The organism is Nostoc sp. (genome assembly GCF_036917975.1).
GTDB lineage: Bacteria > Cyanobacteriota > Cyanobacteriia > Cyanobacteriales > Nostocaceae > Nostoc.
The window spans coordinates 52,890-74,448 of sequence record NZ_JBALEJ010000031.1 but is presented as its reverse complement, the minus strand read 5'-3'; the positions used below and the strand labels follow the sequence as shown (position 1 = coordinate 74,448).

The window sequence follows — 21,559 nt, the reverse complement described above, 5'->3', positions numbered from 1 at the left end:
TCGTTCGCTTCGCTTCAGGCACTTATTCAATATAGCGAACCCATTTCATTGTGTCAACTACTTTTTCCAAAATAATTTGGGAACGCTTTTATGTCTCCTGAAACTAGCTACAGTGTTGGGTTGTAGGCAACAATGGTTTATGCACTGTGTTAAGTAGGGAAGGAGGAAGTGTGAATTTTCAGTCAGTAATAGGTTTATTGCATCAGTTTTGGGGCGATCGCGGTTGTCTTATTGCACAGCCCTACGATATTGAGAAGGGAGCTGGTACTAAGAATCCTCAGACTTTTTTAAGGGCATTGGGGCCGGAACCCTGGGCTGTGGCCTATGTTGAACCGTGTCGTCGCCCAACGGATGGGCGCTACGGCGAAAACCCTAACCGCTTCCAACACTATTATCAGTACCAAGTTTTGATTAAGCCGTCACCAGATAATATCCAGGAGATTTATCTTGATTCCTTAAGAGCTTTAGGTATTCGTCCTGAAGACCACGATATTCGGTTTGTAGAGGATAACTGGGAAGATGCGACGGTGGGAGCTTGGGGAACTGGATGGGAAGTATGGTTGGATGGGATGGAAGTGACTCAATTTACTTACTTCCAACAGTGTGGAGGAATTGATTGCCGTCCGGTGTCGATTGAGATTACTTATGGGTTAGAGCGGCTGACAATGTATCTCCAGCAGGTAGAAGCATTTACAAAGATCCAGTGGACAGACAATATTACTTATGGAGATGTTTTCCTGCAAAGTGAGATTGAGCAGTGTACGTATAACTTTGAAGCTTCAAATCCTGAGTTGCTACTGACACTATTTAACTTATACGAGCAGGAAGCTACCCAATTGACGGAGCGAGGATTGGTCTTGCCTAGCTTAGATTATGTAATGAAGTGTTCGCACACATTTAATCTGCTGGATGCTAGAGGTGTGATTTCGGTGACGGAGAGAACTCGTTATATTGCCAGGATTCGGCATTTGGCTAGGAAGGTGGCTCATTTATATGTTGAGCAGAGGGAGAAATTGGGTTTTCCGTTGCTCGAAGTGATGCCTGGGCGACTAGAAGTCGCGGCTACACAGACAAAACCTGCCTCCGCAGGTTAAACCTCTGATTTTGCATTCTTTAAACTAGGTATATCTTTATGATGTGGCTGTTGCTAAAGGTCAGAAATCCCGTTAAATCTTGAGTCTAGAATATTAAAGCTACAAACAAAGCCCGCACAAGCGGGCTTTGTTTGTATAAACTTGATGGACTATACTTCACCACATTGCTACCCTATCTATATTTAAGTTAAGTCAGCTACAAATTACGGTTGCCAGGTGCTTTTACAAAAATCTTATGATTCAAACCAGTGGTGTAATTATTTGTCTTGGCTATATTTTTGGGTTGCTGTTTACAGCAGTTCCTTGGGGTGGTGTGTGGATTTTGGTTCTGGGGATAGTGGGAGCAATTATTTTTAGAAGACGCTCAACGCTACGGCAATTTGCTCAGAAACCAGAAAATGCTGGAAGCAAAAATAAGACAGTGCCTAACACTTGGCAAACTACTCCCCATCCTCGAATATGGCTAGCTGCTGGCTTGGTGGGATTATTGGCAACTCTATATTTTCAATGGCGAGTACCGCAACCGGGTGCAAAAGATATTAGTCAATTCGTCCCGCCTGGAAATAGCAGCAATCAAGAACAACTTGTGATTGTACGCGGCAAAGTGGCGAGTAATTCCCACTTGACTCGCAGTCAGCGAGGACAATTTTGGTTAGAAGCGACTCAGTTAGATGAGGTCAAAAATGATAAAGGTTCAGCAGATGTTCCAAAAGGGGTTACAGGTAAATTGTATGTGACAGTGCCTATACTTCAGGCTACTGGATTATACCCTAGTCAAGAAATTGCTGTGACTGGGATTTTGTACAAACCAAAGGCGGCTTCCAATCCTGGTGGTTTTGATTTTCAGAAGTTTCTCAAGCAAGAAGGAACGTTTGCTGGTTTGATTGGGCGACAAATAAATGTTTTGGATCAGGAACGGAAATGGGGATGGTGGCAAATTCGGGAGCGAATTGTGCGATCGCAAGTTCGTTGGTTAGGTGTCCCAGAAGGGCCGCTTGTCAGTGCAATGGTTTTAGGTAGCAAAGCTGTTGATTTACCCTACGATATCCGGGACTTGTTTGTGCAAGCTGGATTGGCTCATGCTTTGGCAGCTTCCGGATTCCAAACTTCCTTGATTTTAAGTGTGATCTTACAGTTAACCCGGCGGGCAAAGAAAGGAACGCAATTTACCCTTGGCTTTTTGGCTTTAATCATTTTCCTGAGTTTAACAGGTTTTCAACCTGCGGTTCTTAGAGCCGTAATTATGGGTTTTGCGGCATTAGTTGGTTTGCTATTAAAAAGGAAGGTAAAACAGTTTGGAGCATTACTATTAGCGGCAACTCTGCTATTAGTATTTAATCCTCTATGGATTTGGGATTTAGGCTTTCAATTGAGTTTTTTAGCAACGCTGGGATTAGTCGTCACAGTAACTCCATTAGTCAACCGCCTAGCATGGCTACCACCTGCGATCGCTTCTTTAATTGCCGTTCCCCTAGCTGCCACTATTTGGACTTTACCTGTGCAACTTTTTGTCTTTGGAGTTGTACCATCTTATAGTTTGTTGCTAAATGTGGTTACTACTCCATTAATTTCGATTATTAGTATTGGTGGAATCATCAGTGCGTTAGTAGGTTTAGTTTGGACTGAAGCTGGAAGCTTCCTGGCTGGTGTGTTGCATTACCCTACTGATTGGCTAATTAAACTAGTGGAATTTTTTAGCAAGCTGCCAGGAAATTCTGTTGCTGTGGGTAGTATATCTAGTTGGCAGCTTTTGGCAATTTATGTACTGATTATATTGGTTTGGCTAGTGCCTTGGTGGCAGCGGCGGTGGTGGTTTGCTAATGTGATTGCGATTGCTTTAGTATTCATTCCCCTTTGGTATTCTACAAATACATTGTTTAGGATAACAGTATTAGAATCTGGTACGGAACCAATTGTAGTTGTTCAAGATAGAGGCACTGTAACTGTAATTAATAGTGGCGATGAAGGTACAGGACGCTTCACAATTCTACCGTTTTTACAACAACAGGGTGTAAATCAAATCAATTGGGCGATCGCAACTGATTTCCAAGGCAATGAAAGTAATGCCTGGTTTGAATTAATGCAACGTTTACCAATCAATAATTTTTATGAGTATTCACCCAAAACAGATGATTCTATTACAACTCAGGCAATTCAACAGGAACTACAAAAACATCAAGGAATTTATCAATCTTTGGCAGTTGGTCAATCTGTGAAAGCTGGTTCGACAGTAGCACAATTAATCAACGATCAATTACCTATCTTACAATTGCAAATTTTAGATCAGAATTGGTTATTAGTAGGTAATGTTAAATCTAAAGAGGTAAAACAACTAGTTAAAAATGGAAGTTTACCTCACCCACAAGTACTTTGGTGTGCGCCTGAGTCATTGAAAGATTTAGTTATTGCCCTGCAACCACAAGTAGCGATCGCTTCTTCTGCTAACTTTGATCCAAAAACTTTATCTGAACTGAATCAAAGCCAAACCAAACTTTTTTTTACAGGAAGAGATGGAGCTATTCAATGGACGCCTAATGGTCAGTTTGAGGCATTTATTGAAGCAACAGAAAACAAGTCTTCTTTGTTATGAAAAAATAAAAAATGAATCCTCAATCAACTTTCAGGTGTGGTGACGCTATACGCCAGCACAACTTTGTTATACGCGTAGGCATAGTCCACCGCAGGCATCGCATAGAGGTTACAAGCACACGCCAGTTGATAATCCGCAACTTGGGTTACTACTGCTCTAACAATTTTATTCGCTGCCACCAAAGATTTAGGGGATAATAAACCACCGGTGCCCATAAACTACTCAGAATGGCAGAAGCAAGAGCGACACGCTGGTAATATGTCCAAATATCTGTCACCTTACGCTCATTGCCAAGCAAAGTTAATTGCAAGCCAAAGATAGTTTCTGCTAAAACTGCCATCACAAAAACAATTACAGCAATCGAAATAAAATCTTCTTCGATAAAACGCTGTTTTTGGAGCAGACTAGTTAAAACTCCCACTATCCCTAAACTGAGGGCATGAGTAGGGTTAGGTGATGTCATTGAATCTTGAAGTAGCCCCAGAACTATACCTGCCAATGCTCCGGCAAACACCGTGCGCTTCACACTCCAAGCTACCACCCAAATTAATAGCCAGTTAGGGCCAATTCCCAATAATTCCATACCTGGGAACCGAGTTGGCAATAATAGTAAACATAACAGTACAGATCCAACCGTCACTATCCAAACCAACAACTGACGTATACCGGGATGCCAACGAGCAAGCGGCTGGATTCGGAATTTCGATTTTCGCTCTGACGATTTTGGCTTTTTCTGCCTGCTACCACCAAATGCAGGAATCTTCATTTTTCTATAGATTTTTAAGGAAGAATTTACTTAGACTTTTGCGGCACTTGATTTGCCGACTCTTGGTTTTCTGGCTTGGGATAAACAGCTACCCAATCAAGAGAGCGGATTGGCGGAAAAAGCTCAATTTTCGCCACTGATGCCGGAAGTTTCTTTAAATCCAGCGACTTGATTCGTCCTACCGCCAAACCAGAGGGAAATTTCTGACTATAGGTAGACGTGGAAACTAAATCTCCTACCTTGACATTTGGAACTTTTTCATAAAACTCCAGCACTGCTTCTGCCGAAGAATCTCCTCGCAAAACGCCTTTAGCTGCCGTGCGGCTAACTGATACACCCACTTGACTTTTGAGGTCACTGATTAACAACACACGGCTAGTATTGGGAGTTACACTCTCCACCAAACCCACTAATCCGCCTTCTGCTTTGACTATGAAGCCTTCCTGAATCCCTACATTCGCACCGCGATTCAGGGTAACTTGTTGCCACCACTGGTCGGCACTACGTCCTACCACACGTGCTGGAATTGGCCGTGATGCCAGTGGCTCTTTTTCTACATAGCCTAATAAATCTTGTAGCTTTGTCTTTTGACTTTCCAAATCTACTATACGGGTTTGCAATTCTAGTATCCGGGCGTCTCTGAGACGTTCTTCTGGAGTTGGCCCTGACTGCAACATCTCTAACGGCCGGGTAATTGCCTGGTATGTCTCAAGCACCAACTCACCTTGAGTCTGTCGCAATATCCAAGCACTACCAACTACTAGAGCTAATAAGCCGATTTGTAACCCTTTACGATCCCACCAACGCCGTATTGTCATCATATATACCTTTGTATACTTATACAAATTAAGTTCTACTTGGATTCTATTTATATAGAACCCAAATAGAACTCAAATAGAACTCAAGTCTGATATTTTTTTGCTACATATTGCGAGAGCTTTCGGTAACAACTCGTTCCAACTGTTTAAAGTTTTCTAACACACGACCTGTTCCCAGTACAACACAGCTCAAAGGATCAGCAGCAATGTGGGTAATAATCCCTGTTTCATGGCTAATTAGGGTATCTATGCCTTTGAGCAAAGCACCGCCGCCAGCTAACATAATACCTCTATCAATAATGTCTGCTGCCAATTCTGGTGGTGTGCGTTCCAGTGTCCGCTTCACAGCTTCTATTATTACTGATAGCGGTTCCAACATGCTTTCACGGATTTCTGGGGCTTTGATTGTTACAGTGCGCGGTAGACCAGAAAGTAAGTGTAAACCTCGGACTTCCATCATTGCGTCATTATCATCGTTAGTAGGATAGGCAGAACCAAGCCGAATCTTGATTTCCTCGGCAGTACGTTCACCAATGACTAAGTTATGAACTTTCTTAATATACTGAATGATTGAATCAGTCAGTTCATCTCCAGCAATGCGTACTGATTCGCTGATGACTGTACCTTGAAGACTCAGCACTGCAACTTCTGTTGTGCCACCACCAATATCGATGATCATGTTGCCAGTGGGTTCGGCAACAGGTAATCCTGCACCAATGGCCGCAGCTACGGGTTCATCGATTAAATATACTTTTCTTGCTCCTGCTTGGTGAGCTGCATCCATCACAGCTCGCCTTTCTACTCCTGTGACGCCACTGGGAATACCAATGACAATCCGGGGTAAAATCAAAGACCTACCTTCATTTACACGCTGAATAAAGCTTTTGAGCATCAACTCGGCTATATCAAAGTCAGCGATTACACCATCCCGCAAAGGGCGGAGGGCAATCACATTGCCAGGTGTGCGGCCGAGCATTTTTTTGGCTTCTTCTCCTACTGCTAGTGCTACCTTTTCATTGACATCGATAGCAACTACAGAAGGTTCTTGTAGTACAATACCTTTACCAGATACATAAACTAGAGTGTTTGCGGTACCGAGGTCGATACCCATATCCCATGATGTGCGAAAGTTCCTAAAAATACCCACGCGTCTGTAAGCCCCCTATGTGCGATACTTTTTGACTACAACGGTTAAGAGTTAATTGTGCCGGATTCGATAAAGTTCGTATCCTGAGTTGAGTCAACTAGACTATATTTTTATATGATTCCCAGGAATATTTACTATGTCTCAAGCCCCGTATTTTTTGATATTATCTGATTAGATTAGTATACCCGTATACTTTTATGTGTTTCTCCAAATAGTGTGTATAATTTTTCAAGTCAATTATATTGTTAACTGTTTAACACATTATTTTCAAGTCTTTCACAATTCGCTATGATGAAAGTCAGAATTTGCTAAGTACGTTTGTACTAAAAGGTAACGTGATGAGTATCAATGTTGTCAACCTGATTGGTCGTGTAGGCGGCGACCCGGAGATTAAGTATTTTGAGTCTGGTAGTGTGAAGTGTAGATTGACACTAGCAGTAAAAAGGCGATCGCGTAACAGCGATCAACCTGACTGGTTCGAGTTGGAACTATGGGGAAAGACAGCAGAATTTGCCAAGAATTACGTGCAAAAAGGTAAACAAATTGCCGTTAAAGGTTCGTTGAAGTTTGACGCTTGGAGCGATCGCCAAACAGGAATTAACCGCTCTAAACCAGTTATTCTAGTAGATCAGGTGGACTTATTGGGTTCTAGGCAAGATGGAGACGGAGGAACGGGAGATAATATGTCTCCAGAACATTTCTAATTGGGCATTGGGCATTGGGCATTGATTATTAGTCCTTTGCCTTTACAAATGACAAAGGACTAATGACAAATGACTAATAACTAATAACTAATTTGCAGCGTCACCGATGCTTCTACTTGTTGTTCACCACCAATTACAGGGGTGGAAGCATCAGCTGACTTGGCAGCCTCAGCCCGTAAAAACATGGGTGGTGGTGGCGCAGTGGCATTATTAATTTGAATGCTTACGATTTCTTTGGATTTAAAACCCAAGGCACTGAAAACGGCATCAGCTTGCTGCCGGGCGTCTTGAGTAGCTTCTTTTAAGGCTTGCTTTTGAGCTGCTGCGATCGCTTCATCATTCGCAACAAAACTAATACCGTTAATTTGTGTTGCACCCGCTTTCACTGCATCATCCAATAATGTCCCAGCTTGTTCGGTAGGAATTCTAAAACTCACGGTGTTATTGGCAGCATAGCCTGTAATCTGCTGCACATTATTGGTATAGCTGTAAACTGGGTTGAGCCGGATACCAGTAGTTTGTAATTTTTCAACATTTTTGCTCTTTAAGAACGCAACTACAGCAGATGACCTCCGGGCGGCTTCTTGCTGCACTTCCTGTGCTGTTTTTCCCTGAATCTCTACTCCTAAACTAACTTGTGCCAGAGTTGTCGGAATTGTTTCTACTCCGCGACCACTGACACTAAGGGTTCGCCACAATTTATCTTTTTCTTGTGCGAGTGCAGGTAGTACAAAAGTTGCACATACTAGCATTGCTAAAGGCAGTATTTTCCACAAGTTTCCAGTTGGAAACCGAGAACCGGTTAAAGCGGCTCTAGTCATAATATTTGCACTCCTCAAAGAATCCACAGATGTTTTGAATAAATGTATGTAGCAATCTTCGGGTGGTTGTTGAGAGTCAACAGCCACCACAAGTTTTTCACAACTCAAGTGCGATCGCTAGATACGATTTGTATGTTCTTACTTTGACACTGCGATCGTCAAAAGCTGAAATGGTTACATTTTTGGAAACTAAAAAAATTACACTAGTACAATCTCTAGCTAGTTTTAAGGGTTTGTAGTAAGCACTTTAGTGCTTAAAAATAAGGACTGAAGTCCTGACTACGAACTGGGGAAAAATTAATTTATTTAAGCTGTCAATCGCGTTTCCATAGGATGTTTTTCAGAAACGCGTCAGAATCAAAGAGAAGGATTTTCACAGAACCCATGCATTTGTTAGATCCAATCAGCTTCTCTTTTCCTCTGCTGGCTACCGCAACACAAGCCGCAGACAGTTCAATGGTAGTCGAAGCAGTGCTACTAAGCTTAGTAGTCGTTTACCTCGCCAGCAAAGTTGGTGGAGAGTTATCAAACCAAGTGGGTTTGCCACCTGTTTTAGGCGAACTTCTCGGCGGTGTGGTAGTTGGCATCTCTGTTTTCCACCTTTTGGTGTTTCCAGAAGGCGGTACAGGCAGTTCTAGCTCTTTGATTATGTCCTTCCTTCAAACCACTGCTGGTTTAACGCCTGAAGCCACTCCAGCCGTGTATGCAGCCCAGTCCGAGGTCGTTTCCGCTTTGGCAGAATTGGGTGTGATCATTCTGCTGTTTGAAATCGGCTTGGAGTCGAACTTAAAAGACTTAATGGCAGTTGGTATACAAGCTAGTGTCGTCGCAGTAGTGGGGGTAGTAGTACCTTTTGCTGCTGGTACTGTGGGACTGATGACTTTGTTTGGTATCGATGCTGTACCCGCAATTTTTGCAGGGGCGGCTTTGACTGCCACTAGTATTGGTATTACTTCCAAAGTGCTGTCAGAACTGGGGCGACTCAATTCTAAAGAAGGGCAGATTATTTTGGGTGCTGCCGTAATTGACGACGTACTGGGAATCATCGTTTTAGCGGTAGTTGCCAGTTTAGCTAAAGATGGTGTGGTGGATGTAAGCAAAGTGATTTATTTGATTATCAGCGCCACTGGTTTTATTTTGGGAGCAATCCTACTAGGGAATGTTTTCAATAAGTCCTTTGTAGCGATCGCCGATCAACTCAAAACACGTGGTGGATTGGTGATACCAGCATTCATCTTCGCCTTTGCTATGGCATACCTGGCCGCCGTCATCCACTTAGAAGCAATTCTCGGAGCTTTTGCGGCAGGTTTAGTCTTAGAAGAGACAGAGAAGCGCAAAGAACTGCAAACACAAGTCTGTCCCATTGCCGATATGTTAGTGCCAATTTTCTTTGTGACTGTTGGGGCAAAAACTGATTTGGGAGTGTTAAACCCAGCAATTCCCGACAATCGTGAAGGTCTAATTATGGCAACTTTCCTGATTACAGTAGCCATTCTCGGTAAAGTAATCACAGGTTTAAGCGTGTTTGGTCAACCAGGAATCAACCGTTTAGCGATCGGTGTGGGGATGATTCCCAGAGGCGAGGTTGGGTTAGTGTTTGCTGGTGTTGGCGCTGCCAGTGGCGCTCTCTCGAAACCATTAGGGGCAGCAATTATTATGATGGTTATCTTGACAACCTTTTTAGCTCCTCCCTTGTTACGATTTGTATTTCCAGATCCAAAAACCGTGGAGGCAGGCTCAGAGCAACTAATTTTAGACGGTTCCTCTGGGACTTCGTTGGTAATTGAACCACTTCAACCAAGGGTATCAGCATCAAATGACAGTGGCAATTTGGAAGTAACTCCAGATTCTAGCGATCGTTAATTATTGGGAATTGGGAATGGGGCATTGGGCATTGAAAAGAGTCAGAGGGGAAAACTTTTCTCCCTTGCTCCCTGCTCCGTTACTTCTTCCCTGCTCCCTTGCTCCCTACCCCCCTGCCTCCCTACTGCGCCATTGTGCAGTGGAAACTTCTCTTCCCAAATCTCCGTCGCGTGTGATTGTAGAATAATTGTTTGTTTCTAATTTCTACTAGCATTCAAAATGTTCGTTATTTCTAGTTTCCCTCGGCTTGTAAGCCTTTATCTGAATATTTTCCAGATAATTGGGGAGTAACACCCATAAATTTTGCTAGATCATCTGACAGTAATGGGAATTATTTACTCAGTGCATCGATCGCAACAAAAAACAAACACTTATCATTGAACAGCTATCAATTATCAGTTTTCTAGCTTGGTTAGGAGTCAGTACCCCACCTGTACAGGTGGAAGGTTTCGTATGGGGATTTATACCCTAAATTAAACCTGATAACTGATTTAAATGTGTATCAGAGCAGTTTTTAGGTATTTAGATCGCCACTGAGACGGGGAATGGGTAGTAGGCAGTGGTGTAGTTAAATTACTTGAAACATGCTGTAATCACAGCTTAAAAATCAAAAAAGGCATCAGAGGTCAAGTTTAGGTGGTGACGGTGTGATGATTTACTAATGAGTTGAGATATTGACGGCTCCCATGAACGTGAATTAGGAGAAATGACTGTGAAATTACACTGGTTACTACCCAGCACTATTGGAACTATCTTCATGCTATCGTCGCCAGCAATGGCCGCGAGACTTGAATCTTGGCGCTTTGATGCTAATCAAAACAGGCTAGAAATTAATACTGTCGGAACAGTTCAACCCAAGGCACAGCTAGTTTTCAACCCGACTCGGTTGGTAATTGATTTGCCAGGAACTACATTTGGTCGTCCGCAGCTAACCCAACAGGTGGGCGGTGGAATTCGCTCGATCCGTGTTGGGCAGTTTGATATAGATACAACACGCATAGTTATCGAACTGACTCCTGGTTATACTCTAGACCCCAAACGAGTACAATTTGTTGGTACAACTGGCGATCGCTGGACGGTGCAATTACCTAGACCAGAAGTTGAGAGAGTCGCATCTTCTCCCAGAAGTGCTTACAGTGTAGTTACCCCAGATTCAGAACCTCAACCAAGTTTTTCAAGGGTTGCTACTACTACACGAGGGGCGACTCAAATTGAGCATTTACAAGTAACAGGTGATGGGTTGTTTATTCGTACCAGTGGTGGTAATCCTGGAATTCAAGTAATTCGCAGCCGCGATCGCGCTACTATTTTTGTGGATATCTCTGGGGCATCTTTATCACCACATCTGGCGCAACATAATATACCCGTTAACAAACATGGTATTAGCCGCGTCGAATTCACCTCATTACAAACCCAACCTCCTGGTGTCCGCCTGACTTTGCGGGTAGATAAAAATAGCCCAGACTGGCAAGCAACTAATAGTAACGGTGGTGGTTTGGTAATTTTGCCTAATCGCGTTGTCACATTGCCTGGAAGTAATAATTCCGACAATCAGTCAGAAGCCGTTTCCTTTCCTAATAGATCGTCTGCCAATAACTCGCCAGCAACAATTGAGTCTGTGCAACTGGCTGATAGTGGTACACAACTGCTAATTAGAGGCAACCAACCTTTATCGGCAACAGGAACCTGGGATAGATCCTCTGGTCTATTCCGCGTTACGATTATCAACGCCAAATTAGCTCCCAGAGTCACAGGCCCTACTTTTGCTGCTAATAGCCCGATTCTTCGGGTACGTCTACAACCCCAAGCACCCAACACTGTTATTGTCTTAGTTCAACCAGCAAGTGGAGTGCAACTTGGGCAACTCAGGCAAATCGACGACCAGCTTTTGGTACCAATACAAGGTTCTCGGCGAGTTGTCGCTCTCCCCGGAAGACCACCTTTTGCTTTACCTGGGCTACCACCACCAAACCGTGGGCCATTCCCAGATCCAAATCATCCCAATCTCCAGCCCCTAACACAACCACAACGCCGAGTTACTAATGGGCGAGTGGTAGTCATTATTGACCCCGGACATGGTGGTAAAGACTCTGGAGCGCTTGGCATTGGTGGGGCACGCGAAAAGGATGTGATCTTGCCTATTGGTAAAAGACTTGCTGAGATTTTGCAGCAACATGGCATACAAGTAATTATGACGCGGGATTCTGACTATTTTGTTACCCTTCCAGGACGGGTGCAATTAGCAGAGCGTGCGAATGCTGATGTGTTTGTTAGCATACATGCCAATTCAGCCGGTGCGAGTCGTCCCGATGTTAATGGCTTGGAAGTTTATTATTACGACAATGGACTGGATCTAGCTCGCGTTGTCCGTAGTAGTATTCTGCAAAGTATTGGTACTCTCAAAGACAGGGGAGTACGACGAGCCAGATTTTATGTCCTCAGAAAAAGTTCTATGCCCTCCATTCTTGTGGAAACGGGTTACATGACTGGTCGAGAGGATATGGCTAGGCTGAGAACTTCAGCTTACCAAAATCAAATGGCAGAAGCGATCGCTCGTGGCGTTCTTCAGTATCTCAAGAGAAGATAAGTAATTTAGTCTAAATTGTTGAGTAAATACATCTAATCTTTACCATTTTTATCCAATTTAGTAGTAAAACAATTTAAGTATTCTTGCGGCGGGGTACAAGCAGCTTCTTTGTTATTGTCATCTGATGCAATGCATGTCAGTCAACAAATTTTGGATTTTAGATTTTGGATTTTGGATTTGTATCATCTACAAGGGGTGTTAGCGTGGCAGGACACTAGTCTGGCAGGAAACTAAAATCGGGAATCTAAAATCTAAAATTGGCAGTCAAACTTATATAGGCTAATGACATGGCAAAATCAGAGGAGCGTGCTATATACTTTACGCCATTAGCTGTGTCTTAATAACAGCGCAAAACTCAAGTGTGCGTGGTGACGGTGTGAGGATTTGCCAATATGTTGAGATGTTGACGGCTCCCATAAATGTGAATTAGGAGAAAAGACTGTGAAATTACGCTGGTTACTATCCAGTACTATTGGAACCATCTTCATGCTATCGTCGCCCGCAATGGCCGCGAAACTCGAATCTTGGCGTTTTGATGCCAATCAAAACAGGCTGGAAATTAATACTTTCGGGAATGTTCAACCCCAAGCACAATTAATTTTTAACCCCACTCGTCTGGTAATTGATTTGCCAGGAACCACATTTGGCCGTCCGCAGCTAACCCAACAGGTAGGCGGTGCAATTCGTTCTATACGTGTTGGGCAGTTTGACGAACAAACAACGCGCATAGTGGTTGAAATCACTCCTGGTTATACTTTAGACCCTAAACAAGTGCGATTTTTGGCCACAACTGGCGATCGCTGGACAGTGCAATTACCTACGCCAGAAGCCGAAAATGCACCCTCAAGAAACACTGAGGGGCAGCAAGAACAAGCTATAGCCACAGCAACTTCACCCAGAACATCTACACCAGCATTCCCCCAAAGGGATATTTACAACGTGGTGAGAACTGACTCTGTTAATCCACCTCACAACAGACCCCTTCTTGCCAGGGTTACTCAAATTGAGAAATTACAAGTCACAGGCGATGGTTTTTTCATTGCTACAAGTGGTGGCAATCCTCAGATTCAGGTAAATCGTAGCAACGATCAAAAAGCAATCAACATCGACATTGCTGGCGCAACTTTATCACCAAATCTAGAGCAGCGAGATTTGTCGATTAATCGCTATGGTGTCAGCCGTATCCAGTTCACCCAACTGCAAACCAGCCCATCTGTTGTTCGCCTGACTTTACAGGTAGATGAAAATAGTCCAAATTGGCGAGCAACCACTAGCAGCGTTGGTGGTTTTGTGGTTCTACCTAGTCGTGGCGTTGCCCAGTTGCCTGGAAGTAACAATCAACGTCCCATACCAGCTAGTAACAACTCAACTGCTACCATTCAGTCTGTACAACTGGCTAATAATGGCACACAACTACTGATTAGAGCCGACCAAGCTTTATCTGCTACAGGAGGCTGGGATAGATCCTCTGGTCTGTACCGTATCACCATCAACAATGCTAAGTTAGCTCCCAAAGTCACAGGCCCTACTTTTAATCCTAATAGCCCGATCCTGCGGGTACGCCTGCAACCACAAGAATCTAATACTGTCAATGTCTTGGTTCAACCAGCAGCCGGAGTAAAAATTGGCGAACTCAACCAAGTTGGTGACGAGCTGTTAGCTTTAGAATTACGACGCTCTGCTAGCAGCAGTATCACACCACCCATTACTTTACCTCCCCTACCATCAGACCAAGGTCAATTACCAAACCCCACAGATAATCCTCGTCCCATCTCCCAGTCACGGCCACGCCCCTCCGTTCCCAGAGGGAAATTGGTAGTAGTTATTGACCCTGGACATGGTGGAAAAGACTCAGGTGCCCCTGGTTTGGGCGGACTTTTAGAAAAGAATGTAATTCTGCCTATTGGGAAAAGGGTAGGAGCAATTTTAGAGCAAAATGGTGTACAAGCGGTGCTAACGCGGGATGCCGACTTTTTCGTAGAACTTCAGGGACGGGTAGACATTACCAAGCAAGCTAATGCGACTTTGTTTGTCAGCATTCACGCTAATTCCGTTGATAATCGCCCTGATGTCAATGGGTTAGAAGTATATTATTACGATAGTGGTTATGGTCTGGCTGAAGTAGTTCGTAAAACCATCCTCCAGGAGATCGGTACTATCAAAGACCGGGGAACCCGCAAAGCCAGATTCTACGTCCTCAGAAAAAACTCCATACCTGCTATTCTCGTGGAAACAGGCTATATGACTGGTTACGAGGATAATCCCAGATTAGGAACACCAGAATATCAAAATCGGATGGCAGAAGCGATCGCTCGTGGCATTCTCAAATACTTACAGCAGAGGTAATATAGTACAAATTACTCATTAAAGAGGCGGTATTTAAACTTCTTTGACCTACAGAATTTAGTAGTCAATTTGGAGATTGTCTGCTAAATTCTGTATTTTAAATCCCAAAACCTAAATTAATATCTGCCTGTGTATTCATCTTCCATTTTTGAAGGGAATCTTGACGATTTTTCTGCTCAAGAACCCCAACGTGCCCCAATTGGCATCTTTGACAGTGGTGTTGGTGGGCTGACGGTATTGCGACAACTCTATCGACAACTCCCCAATGAATCAATTATTTATTTTGGGGATACAGCTAGACTTCCTTACGGAATTCGTTCACAAGCAGAAATTTTACGATTTACCCGTGAAATTATTACCTGGCTACAACAGCAGCAGGTAAAAATGGTAATTATGGCTTGCAACACTAGTTCCGCCCTCGCACTAGAAACCGTGCGCCAAGAATTCAGCATACCCATTTTGGGAGTGATTCTACCGGGTGCAAAAGCTGCCGTGCAGCAAGGAAAGCGGATTGGTGTAATTGCCACTCCCGCTACAGCCAAGAGTAATGCTTATAAGCACGCCATAATCGAAATTGCTCCTGATGTCCAAGTCTGGCAAGTTGGGTGTCCAGAATTTGTGCCACTGATTGAGCAAAACCGCATTCACGACCCATATACGGCTGAAGTAGCACGAGCTTACTTAGAGCCTTTATTAGAGCAGGAAATTGATACCTTAGTTCACGGCTGTACCCATTATCCCCACCTTACACCAATACTGCGATCGCTCCTCCCCTCTCAAGTCCAGTTAGTTGATCCAGCTGTTCATGTTGTGGCAGCTTGTGCCCAAGAGCTAGACTTGTTAGGGTTAAGAAGTACTCATCTCCCATTACCAACTCGCTTCGCCGTTAGCGGTTGTCCGCAACAGTTTTCTCAGTCAGGAGTCCAGTGGCTAGGTTACACCCCAATGGTTGAAGAGGTTTCCTTCACTGATATCGCTATTTCCCAACTCCAATAAAACTAATTAGGGCTTGCTGAATAAGTCTCTAAACCGAATCTAGAAGCCACAAAGGTTACAAAATGGTTGTTTCGTTGCTCAGTTTCCAAATTTACCCAGCGATCGCTAACGATTGTGCAAGGGTTTTGAGACTCTAGATGTTATAGCCTTGCATTTGTTTTGTGGAAAAAGGCTTGAACCCCTTATCTGGACTACATTACACCTTCATTCAGCAAGCCCTAATTAGTCCTTAGTCCTTAGTCATTTATTGAAACAAATAACTAAGGACTAAGGACAAATGACCATTGACTAATGACTATTAACTGATATCTCCTGCTTGTGTTTTCCTTCGCCAGATGAAGGAAAATTTGTCGGAACAGTCTTTGTACCTGTTCGCTTCGCCAGTGCTAATAACAGGTAGACTGTGAACAAATATCCAGACGCTAAAATAAAAATCATCATAGGCATACTTCCGTAAATCATTGTTCTACTAGCACCCTTCTAAACGAATATAAAATTCCATAAAATTAGTAGAACCTCAACCAAGCAAGTGCATTCTTGATGGCTGTAGTTTCATATAGTAAAATGAGCCTATAGAGATAGCTCTACGGACAAAGAATTTATAATATAATGCGACTTCTTGCAGACCATAGATCCCACAGTAGTTAGTTTGCCATTTAGCAATCTAAAACTACGATTCTCATCGGTCTACTCGATCTGCTTTATTTTTGCTCAAACTGCTGTGAAAAGAGCAATGCTTGCGCTCAACGTGCGCTGAAGACGTGTAGCGGCTTCCCATAGGGATATCACATAGCTCCAAACCAGGAGTTTTGCGTATCGTAGGAAAAATTAAAGAATTTATTCCCTTAATCTCACCGACGAATATTTATTTTAGACTCACAACACTAAGTCAGTAGAATCAACTACTCGCTGACTCACTTTTCGGGTGTGAATATCTTACAAAATTTAAAATTCCTATATTTTAGCGTAACACAAAGACCCTGAATTTTGAGCCTATTCGGCTGCTAAATTTCAAATTTTTTGAAGAGCTACACCATCAACCTGGAGAAATTTAGCCTGACTCATTGGCGACAAATTTAAGTTATATTCTTTTTGTCAATAAGTAATATTGCTTAAGTTATGCTTTTAACTGTGGCGGGAAAAGTGAGATGAGAAATTACTTAACACAATTTAATCTCATATTTATCCTCATTTACTGAGAATTCATGTTTTAAGTTAGTTTAAAGTCTGAGTTCTCATAAGTCAAGTATAATTACTTATTGACAAACAACTTAGTAACCTTAATTATCACCCATAGACTCATAAAAAGGGGATTACCTCATGAAAACTTTGCGTCGGCACAGGGTTATCTTAAAATGAGGATAGGATATGTAAACTTTCGTAACCTAAGTCAGAGTCCGCCCATCCATGACCCCAGCCACCTCCCTGTTTACCCCTGTGGAAGCAGACCTGCGACTACTAGCAGATAACCTAAAGCAGCTAGTTGGAAATCGCCACCCCATTCTGTTTGCAGCAGCCGAATATTTATTCGGTGCTGGGGGAAAGCGTATCAGACCAGCAATTGTCCTGCTAATATCGCGGGCAACAATGTTAGAACAAGACATGACACCGCGTCATCGCCGCCTTGCTGAGATTACAGAAATGATTCACACAGCAAGCTTGGTACATGATGATGTGGTAGATGAATCAGATGTGCGGCGAGGCGTTCCTACTGTTCATAGTTTCTTTGAAAGTAACCGCATTGCCATCTTAGCAGGAGATTTTCTCTTTGCCCAATCGTCCTGGTATTTAGCAAACTTGGATAATTTAGAGGTGGTGAAATTACTCTCAGAAGTCATTATGGATCTGGCTACCGGGGAGATTCAGCAGGGACTAAATCGTTTTGATACTGGTATCTCTATTGAAACTTACATTGAGAAGAGTTATTACAAAACAGCTTCGTTAATCGCCAACAGTTCTAAAGCTGCTGGGTTACTCAGTGAAGTCTCACGAGAAACTGTTGAGCATCTGTATAGCTATGGTCGCCATTTTGGTATAGCATTTCAAATTGTTGATGACATTCTAGATTTCACCAGTACAACAGATACCTTGGGTAAACCAGTGGGATCGGATCTCAAAAGCGGTAATCTGACTGCACCCGTTTTATTTGCTTTAGCCCAAAAACCATCTTTGGAAGTGCTGATTAAACGAGAGTTTGCCCAAGAAGGAGATTTAGAGCAAGCATTAGAATTGATTCAAGATAGTGAAGGTATACAGCAGGCGCGAGAGTTGGCTGCTCACCATGCTAAGTTGGCAATTGAACATCTTGCAGTTCTCCCACCCTCAGAATCTCACGAGGCATTGATTAACATAGCTGAGTACACACTGAGTCGCCTCTATTAAATTAGTTCTCAGTTCTCAGGTAGAAAGTATGGATTTAGGATAAGACTTACGCAAAATATCTCTCAACCTCTGATTTCTCTGTGTCTCTGTGCCTCTGCGGTTCTTTATTCCGTAACTCGTGCGTAAGTCCTATAGGTTTTTGGTGTGTTATGGTTTCGTAACACACCAAAAACCTGAAATGTTGTGCCTCAATCACGCTTTAACACACTAAAGCAGTTTGATATTTAATTCAGCCCACCTATTTACCAGGTAGAAAGTAGAGTTTTTTATTTGGAAGTTCTTAAGTGTAAAACTCTGGTTCACTGCGAAATTAAAACTAAAAAATGTTCACTGATAACTGTTTTTTAACAAATTTTAGGTTTCACCGAAAGTAGAGCAAGTCGCATGGTCTAAGGGAAAGAAAAAATTTCTTTTTTCACTAATTTAGAAAACTTTTTTTAAAGAATTTGAGATTTAAAATTTTGGATGTGGGGTTGTATCTAAAAAACTCCACATCCAAATTTTTTCTATGCAATATCAGGGGGTATCTGTTTAGGCGATCGCAGTTGTCGTAAGTGTTGCTGCATGAGTTTTTCTAGTTCAGTTCGCCGAACTTCAACGGTATGAGTGGTCTTACCCGGCGTCTCCAAAAAAACGATGCTATCTACGGGTTCTAATGCCACCATTTGGAACAAAATATGGGTGACAGGAGTAATTTTAGCTAGCATTTGAGGGTCAAGCCCAGCAGGGGAAATTAGAGAGACATCCTGTATGGTAGGGAAAGCGTAAAGAACGCGCTTTTCCAATCCTGGATTAGCACGATTGCTCAACGTAGTTACAACCCAGCTTGACTCCGAATTTTGGAGAACATAATACTGGGAGTAGCGTAATTTTTGAGCGATCGCTCTAAGGGCAGGAGCAATTGCTGCAACAAGATGTGGTGTCACACCATCGTCGGGTGCATTGTCAATCAGCAATTGAATTTGTGCTTCTAAATCCATAATGACTTGTATACGGCTCCTGGGTAACGGCAATAACATCTATCAAGTGTGAACAATCCCATCAGAATTGGGAATAATAAAATCAGCCACATCCTCAATAGTAGGATTGGTCTGCGTTTAGCTTATACGTAAAACCAAAAAAGCCAATACCCACAGTCGTACAGGTTGTATTTAACTAAGTTAGGGTCTTTTGAAAACCGAGACTATGAATTCAGCCGCAACCGCAACTATTCCATCTGCAACTATTCTGGGAGAAAATTCTACAGGCGTGGAGGTGATCTTTCAACTCCTGTCCAAGGAGTTTCAGCAGTCAACCAAAGCTTCGGAACAAAATTGCCACGACGTAGCAAGACGTATTACCACCGAAGTCTACCGGATTTGTCATGAAAGTAAACGTATTCAAGCTTCTGGAACTGTAGAAAGCTCGGCGCTGACCCTGGCTCGGCATCGGCTGCAACAGTGTCTCAGGTACTATCAGTTGGGTTCAAATCGGGGCAGGGTCGAATTACACAGTACTCTGAGTGCAATTGTTTATCGATATATTAATCCACCTCAGAGGCAATTGAGCTATCAAGGGCGGCTGACGATCATTGAAGATTTTCTCCAAAGTTTTTATCTAGAAGCGTTGAACGCTTTCCGGCGAGAAAATCAACTCGGTGCTACTTATCGCCCTCAGACGCTCTTGGAATTGTCCGAGTATATGGCATTTACCGAGCGCTACGGCAAGCGACGCATTCCCTTACCAGGCCGTCAGCAGCAGCTAATTATTCTGCGGGCACAAACTTTTTCTCAACAGCAGCCCCCAGAAACCAGCGTAGATATAGAACAAGCCTCAGAGGGTAGCAATAATGAAGGTGATGGTTCTTGGGAAGAACCAGCAGTACATCAATTACGCTCCACAATGGCAACCCAAGCCGAACCCGAACCTGAAGAAGACACCTTGCGCTCGGTTGTGGTTACGGAATTAATGAATTATCTCGAACAACGACAACAATCTGACTGCGCTGATTACTTTTCTCTCCGCCTCCAGGATTTATCAGCACAAGAAATTGAGTCAGTTTTAGGTTTAACCCCTCGTCAGAGAGATTATTTGCAACAGCGCTTTAAGTATCATTTGATTCGGTTTGCTCTGTTGCACCGTTGGGAATTAGTTCACGAATGGCTGGAAGCTTCTCTCCATACTAATTTGGGCTTAACTCCCCAGCAATGGCAAGTCTACACAGCACAGCTGGACAATAAGCAACGGTCTTTATTAGAGTTGAAGCAACAAGGACAAGCTGATGAAAAAATAGCAAAAACTTTAGGGCTGTCAATGGCACAACTGCAAAAAAGATGGTTTAAGCTGCTTGAGCAAGCTTGGGAAATTCGTAACTCATTAGTTTCCGGATCAGGTGCATCTACTCATGAATAGTGACTCAGAATCCTTACAACACCAGTATCTCGATTGGTTATTGACAGATGATGTCAAAAATCATGAGCGATCAGTAGAATGTGAGGAAAATGACGGGGTAAAAAAACTCCTCAATGAAGCTACTGCTTCAAAAAGCAGTGAGCCAAAATTGGGAGGAACACCCCAGGCCTTTCAATTGGGAGAAATTCCTACTGTGCAAGATCGTTTTCAAGCTGTCCTTAAGCGTCGGTTACAAATCCAAGCCCAAGACCACCCACCGTTGTTTCCTTGGGAAACACAATTAATCGACTATCCTGATTTTGTTGATGAGCCGTCAATGACACTCGTTCCTAGCTGGGGATGGATGGTACAACAGTCTAAGTTGACCTTGCCAACTCGCTTACCGGAAAGAGTTTTCCAGCAATTGCTAGAACAGTGTCAGGCTTTGGTGACATCTTCTGTGCCGTTGGGGGCAAAATTAGTTCAAGTGGTGGAGAACTTTTTTCCCAATGAATCTCAAGCATTAAATGACATCGCTGGATTGGTGCTAAGAAGCACCTATCGTTCTGTAAGTACTCTGGAGACAATGCCTGCAATTCAGAGCGATTACTCAGATTTACAACCGCGTCAACAAATGGCTTTGTCGTTGCTAGCAGCTAAACAACTGTTGGAAAATTTGACTCTACCACTTTCAGCAACTAGTCCTGTGGTAGAAAGACAATGGCTAACCAGTGTTGGTGCTTTGAATATCAGAGTAGAGTACCAGTCTCTAGGTAAACTTACGAAGTTACTTGTTCAAGCTGAGTTACCTGTGAAAGGAACTTTAACGCTGCGGGGAAGTGGCACTTTAGCAATGACAACATCTTCGACTTCGGGATACTTAAATGTAGAGTTAGGCTGCGAGCAACTTAACCCAATTTATACTCTGGAAGTTGAGTTTCCAGAAATAGACGAACAGTCGTTGTTGTTTGTGATTAATCCCACGATTTAGTTTAAATTTCCACCGCTAGCACACTACGTCAATCAACGCCGATATATATTAAGAGGATTTTCCTGGTTTTGAAGTTCATCCTAT

General features: G+C 43.1%; 17 protein-coding genes. 11 read left to right on the top strand and 6 right to left on the bottom strand.

From position 1 onward, the window contains the following. The first annotated feature begins 170 nt into the window (after positions 1–170). Positions 171–1,094 (top strand): glycine--tRNA ligase subunit alpha, encoded by a 924-nt coding sequence (gene glyQ, locus V7K76_RS14570; RefSeq protein ID WP_334775319.1) that lies wholly within the window; start codon positions 171–173, stop codon positions 1,092–1,094. A 235-nt stretch (positions 1,095–1,329) separates the two neighbouring features. Further along, on the top strand, positions 1,330–3,684 hold the full coding sequence (locus tag V7K76_RS14565; RefSeq protein WP_334775320.1) for a ComEC/Rec2 family competence protein: 2,355 nt from the start codon (positions 1,330–1,332) through the stop codon (positions 3,682–3,684). Positions 3,685–3,832: 148 nt separating this feature from the next. Here V7K76_RS14565 and mreD read toward each other — a convergent pair whose 3' ends face one another. The 3 genes from mreD to V7K76_RS14550 form a co-directional block, all read right to left on the bottom strand. Next, entirely contained in the window at positions 3,833–4,450 is a 618-nt protein-coding gene (gene mreD, locus V7K76_RS14560) for a rod shape-determining protein MreD (protein ID WP_334775321.1), read from the bottom strand. Positions 4,451–4,476: 26 nt separating this feature from the next. Beyond that, a complete protein-coding gene (gene mreC, locus V7K76_RS14555; RefSeq protein ID WP_334775322.1) occupies positions 4,477–5,271 on the bottom strand; it encodes a rod shape-determining protein MreC in 795 nt (264 codons plus the stop codon). Positions 5,272–5,371: 100 nt separating this feature from the next. Then, positions 5,372–6,379, bottom strand: a complete 1,008-nt coding sequence (locus V7K76_RS14550; protein WP_334697818.1) for a rod shape-determining protein — start codon at positions 6,377–6,379, stop codon at positions 5,372–5,374. Positions 6,380–6,753: 374 nt separating this feature from the next. Between V7K76_RS14550 and V7K76_RS14545 the strand changes: the two genes are divergently transcribed. Then, on the top strand, positions 6,754–7,119 hold the full coding sequence (locus V7K76_RS14545; RefSeq protein WP_334775323.1) for a single-stranded DNA-binding protein: 366 nt from the start codon (positions 6,754–6,756) through the stop codon (positions 7,117–7,119). Positions 7,120–7,199: 80 nt separating this feature from the next. Here the strand turns inward: V7K76_RS14545 and V7K76_RS14540 are convergent, their stop codons facing one another. Further along, positions 7,200–7,940 (bottom strand): SIMPL domain-containing protein, encoded by a 741-nt coding sequence (locus tag V7K76_RS14540; protein ID WP_334775324.1) that lies wholly within the window; start codon positions 7,938–7,940, stop codon positions 7,200–7,202. A 62-nt stretch (positions 7,941–8,002) separates the two neighbouring features. Between V7K76_RS14540 and V7K76_RS14535 the strand changes: the two genes are divergently transcribed. From V7K76_RS14535 to murI, 5 genes are all read left to right on the top strand, one after another. Further along, positions 8,003–8,179, top strand: a complete 177-nt coding sequence (locus tag V7K76_RS14535) for a hypothetical protein (protein WP_334775325.1) — start codon at positions 8,003–8,005, stop codon at positions 8,177–8,179. 145 nt (positions 8,180–8,324) lie between these two features. Continuing rightward, positions 8,325–9,803, top strand: a complete 1,479-nt coding sequence (locus tag V7K76_RS14530) for a cation:proton antiporter (protein ID WP_334775326.1) — start codon at positions 8,325–8,327, stop codon at positions 9,801–9,803. A 712-nt stretch (positions 9,804–10,515) separates the two neighbouring features. Next, complete coding sequence (locus tag V7K76_RS14525) at positions 10,516–12,390, top strand: N-acetylmuramoyl-L-alanine amidase (RefSeq protein WP_334775368.1); 1,875 nt, start codon at positions 10,516–10,518, stop codon at positions 12,388–12,390. 441 nt (positions 12,391–12,831) lie between these two features. Further along, entirely contained in the window at positions 12,832–14,736 is a 1,905-nt protein-coding gene (locus V7K76_RS14520; protein ID WP_334775327.1) for an N-acetylmuramoyl-L-alanine amidase, read from the top strand. Positions 14,737–14,865: 129 nt separating this feature from the next. Next, entirely contained in the window at positions 14,866–15,732 is an 867-nt protein-coding gene (murI, locus tag V7K76_RS14515; protein WP_334775328.1) for a glutamate racemase, read from the top strand. Positions 15,733–16,020: 288 nt separating this feature from the next. On the opposite strand, the gene V7K76_RS14510 is transcribed toward murI, so the two are convergent. Then, a complete protein-coding gene (locus tag V7K76_RS14510; RefSeq protein ID WP_334775370.1) occupies positions 16,021–16,173 on the bottom strand; it encodes a hypothetical protein in 153 nt (50 codons plus the stop codon). 966 nt (positions 16,174–17,139) lie between these two features. On the opposite strand from V7K76_RS14510, the gene sds reads away from it, so the two are divergent. Beyond that, the gene (sds, locus tag V7K76_RS14505; protein ID WP_334775329.1) at positions 17,140–18,114 is read left to right on the top strand and encodes a solanesyl diphosphate synthase; all 975 of its coding nucleotides are present in this window, start codon (positions 17,140–17,142) and stop codon (positions 18,112–18,114) included. A 506-nt stretch (positions 18,115–18,620) separates the two neighbouring features. Here sds and V7K76_RS14500 read toward each other — a convergent pair. Continuing rightward, positions 18,621–19,094 (bottom strand): hypothetical protein, encoded by a 474-nt coding sequence (locus V7K76_RS14500; protein ID WP_179065874.1) that lies wholly within the window; start codon positions 19,092–19,094, stop codon positions 18,621–18,623. Positions 19,095–19,299: 205 nt separating this feature from the next. Between V7K76_RS14500 and hetZ the strand changes: the two genes are divergently transcribed. Both hetZ and V7K76_RS14490 read left to right on the top strand, forming a co-directional pair. Next, positions 19,300–20,505 (top strand): heterocyst differentiation protein HetZ, encoded by a 1,206-nt coding sequence (gene hetZ, locus V7K76_RS14495; RefSeq protein ID WP_179065873.1) that lies wholly within the window; start codon positions 19,300–19,302, stop codon positions 20,503–20,505. Then, complete coding sequence (locus tag V7K76_RS14490) at positions 20,498–21,475, top strand: PatU (protein ID WP_334775330.1); 978 nt, start codon at positions 20,498–20,500, stop codon at positions 21,473–21,475. Before hetZ ends, V7K76_RS14490 begins: the two co-directional genes overlap by 8 nt. The last annotated feature ends 84 nt before the right edge of the window (positions 21,476–21,559 follow it).

Excerpts from the sequence above, each read along its gene's own strand:
- V7K76_RS14565 (WP_334775320.1), top strand. The coding sequence starts at position 1,330 with ATGATTCAAACCAGTGGTGTAATTATTTGTCTTGGCTATATTTTTGGG.
- mreD (WP_334775321.1), bottom strand. The coding sequence starts at position 4,450 with ATGAAGATTCCTGCATTTGGTGGTAGCAGGCAGAAAAAGCCAAAATCG.
- mreC (WP_334775322.1), bottom strand. The coding sequence starts at position 5,271 with ATGATGACAATACGGCGTTGGTGGGATCGTAAAGGGTTACAAATCGGC.
- V7K76_RS14550 (WP_334697818.1), bottom strand. The coding sequence starts at position 6,379 with ATGGGTATCGACCTCGGTACCGCAAACACTCTAGTTTATGTATCTGGT.
- V7K76_RS14545 (WP_334775323.1), top strand. The coding sequence starts at position 6,754 with ATGAGTATCAATGTTGTCAACCTGATTGGTCGTGTAGGCGGCGACCCG.
- V7K76_RS14540 (WP_334775324.1), bottom strand. The coding sequence starts at position 7,940 with ATGACTAGAGCCGCTTTAACCGGTTCTCGGTTTCCAACTGGAAACTTG.
- V7K76_RS14530 (WP_334775326.1), top strand. The coding sequence starts at position 8,325 with ATGCATTTGTTAGATCCAATCAGCTTCTCTTTTCCTCTGCTGGCTACC.
- V7K76_RS14510 (WP_334775370.1), bottom strand. The coding sequence starts at position 16,173 with ATGATGATTTTTATTTTAGCGTCTGGATATTTGTTCACAGTCTACCTG.
- sds (WP_334775329.1), top strand. The coding sequence starts at position 17,140 with ATGACCCCAGCCACCTCCCTGTTTACCCCTGTGGAAGCAGACCTGCGA.
- V7K76_RS14500 (WP_179065874.1), bottom strand. The coding sequence starts at position 19,094 with ATGGATTTAGAAGCACAAATTCAATTGCTGATTGACAATGCACCCGAC.
- hetZ (WP_179065873.1), top strand. The coding sequence starts at position 19,300 with ATGAATTCAGCCGCAACCGCAACTATTCCATCTGCAACTATTCTGGGA.
- V7K76_RS14490 (WP_334775330.1), top strand. The coding sequence starts at position 20,498 with ATGAATAGTGACTCAGAATCCTTACAACACCAGTATCTCGATTGGTTA.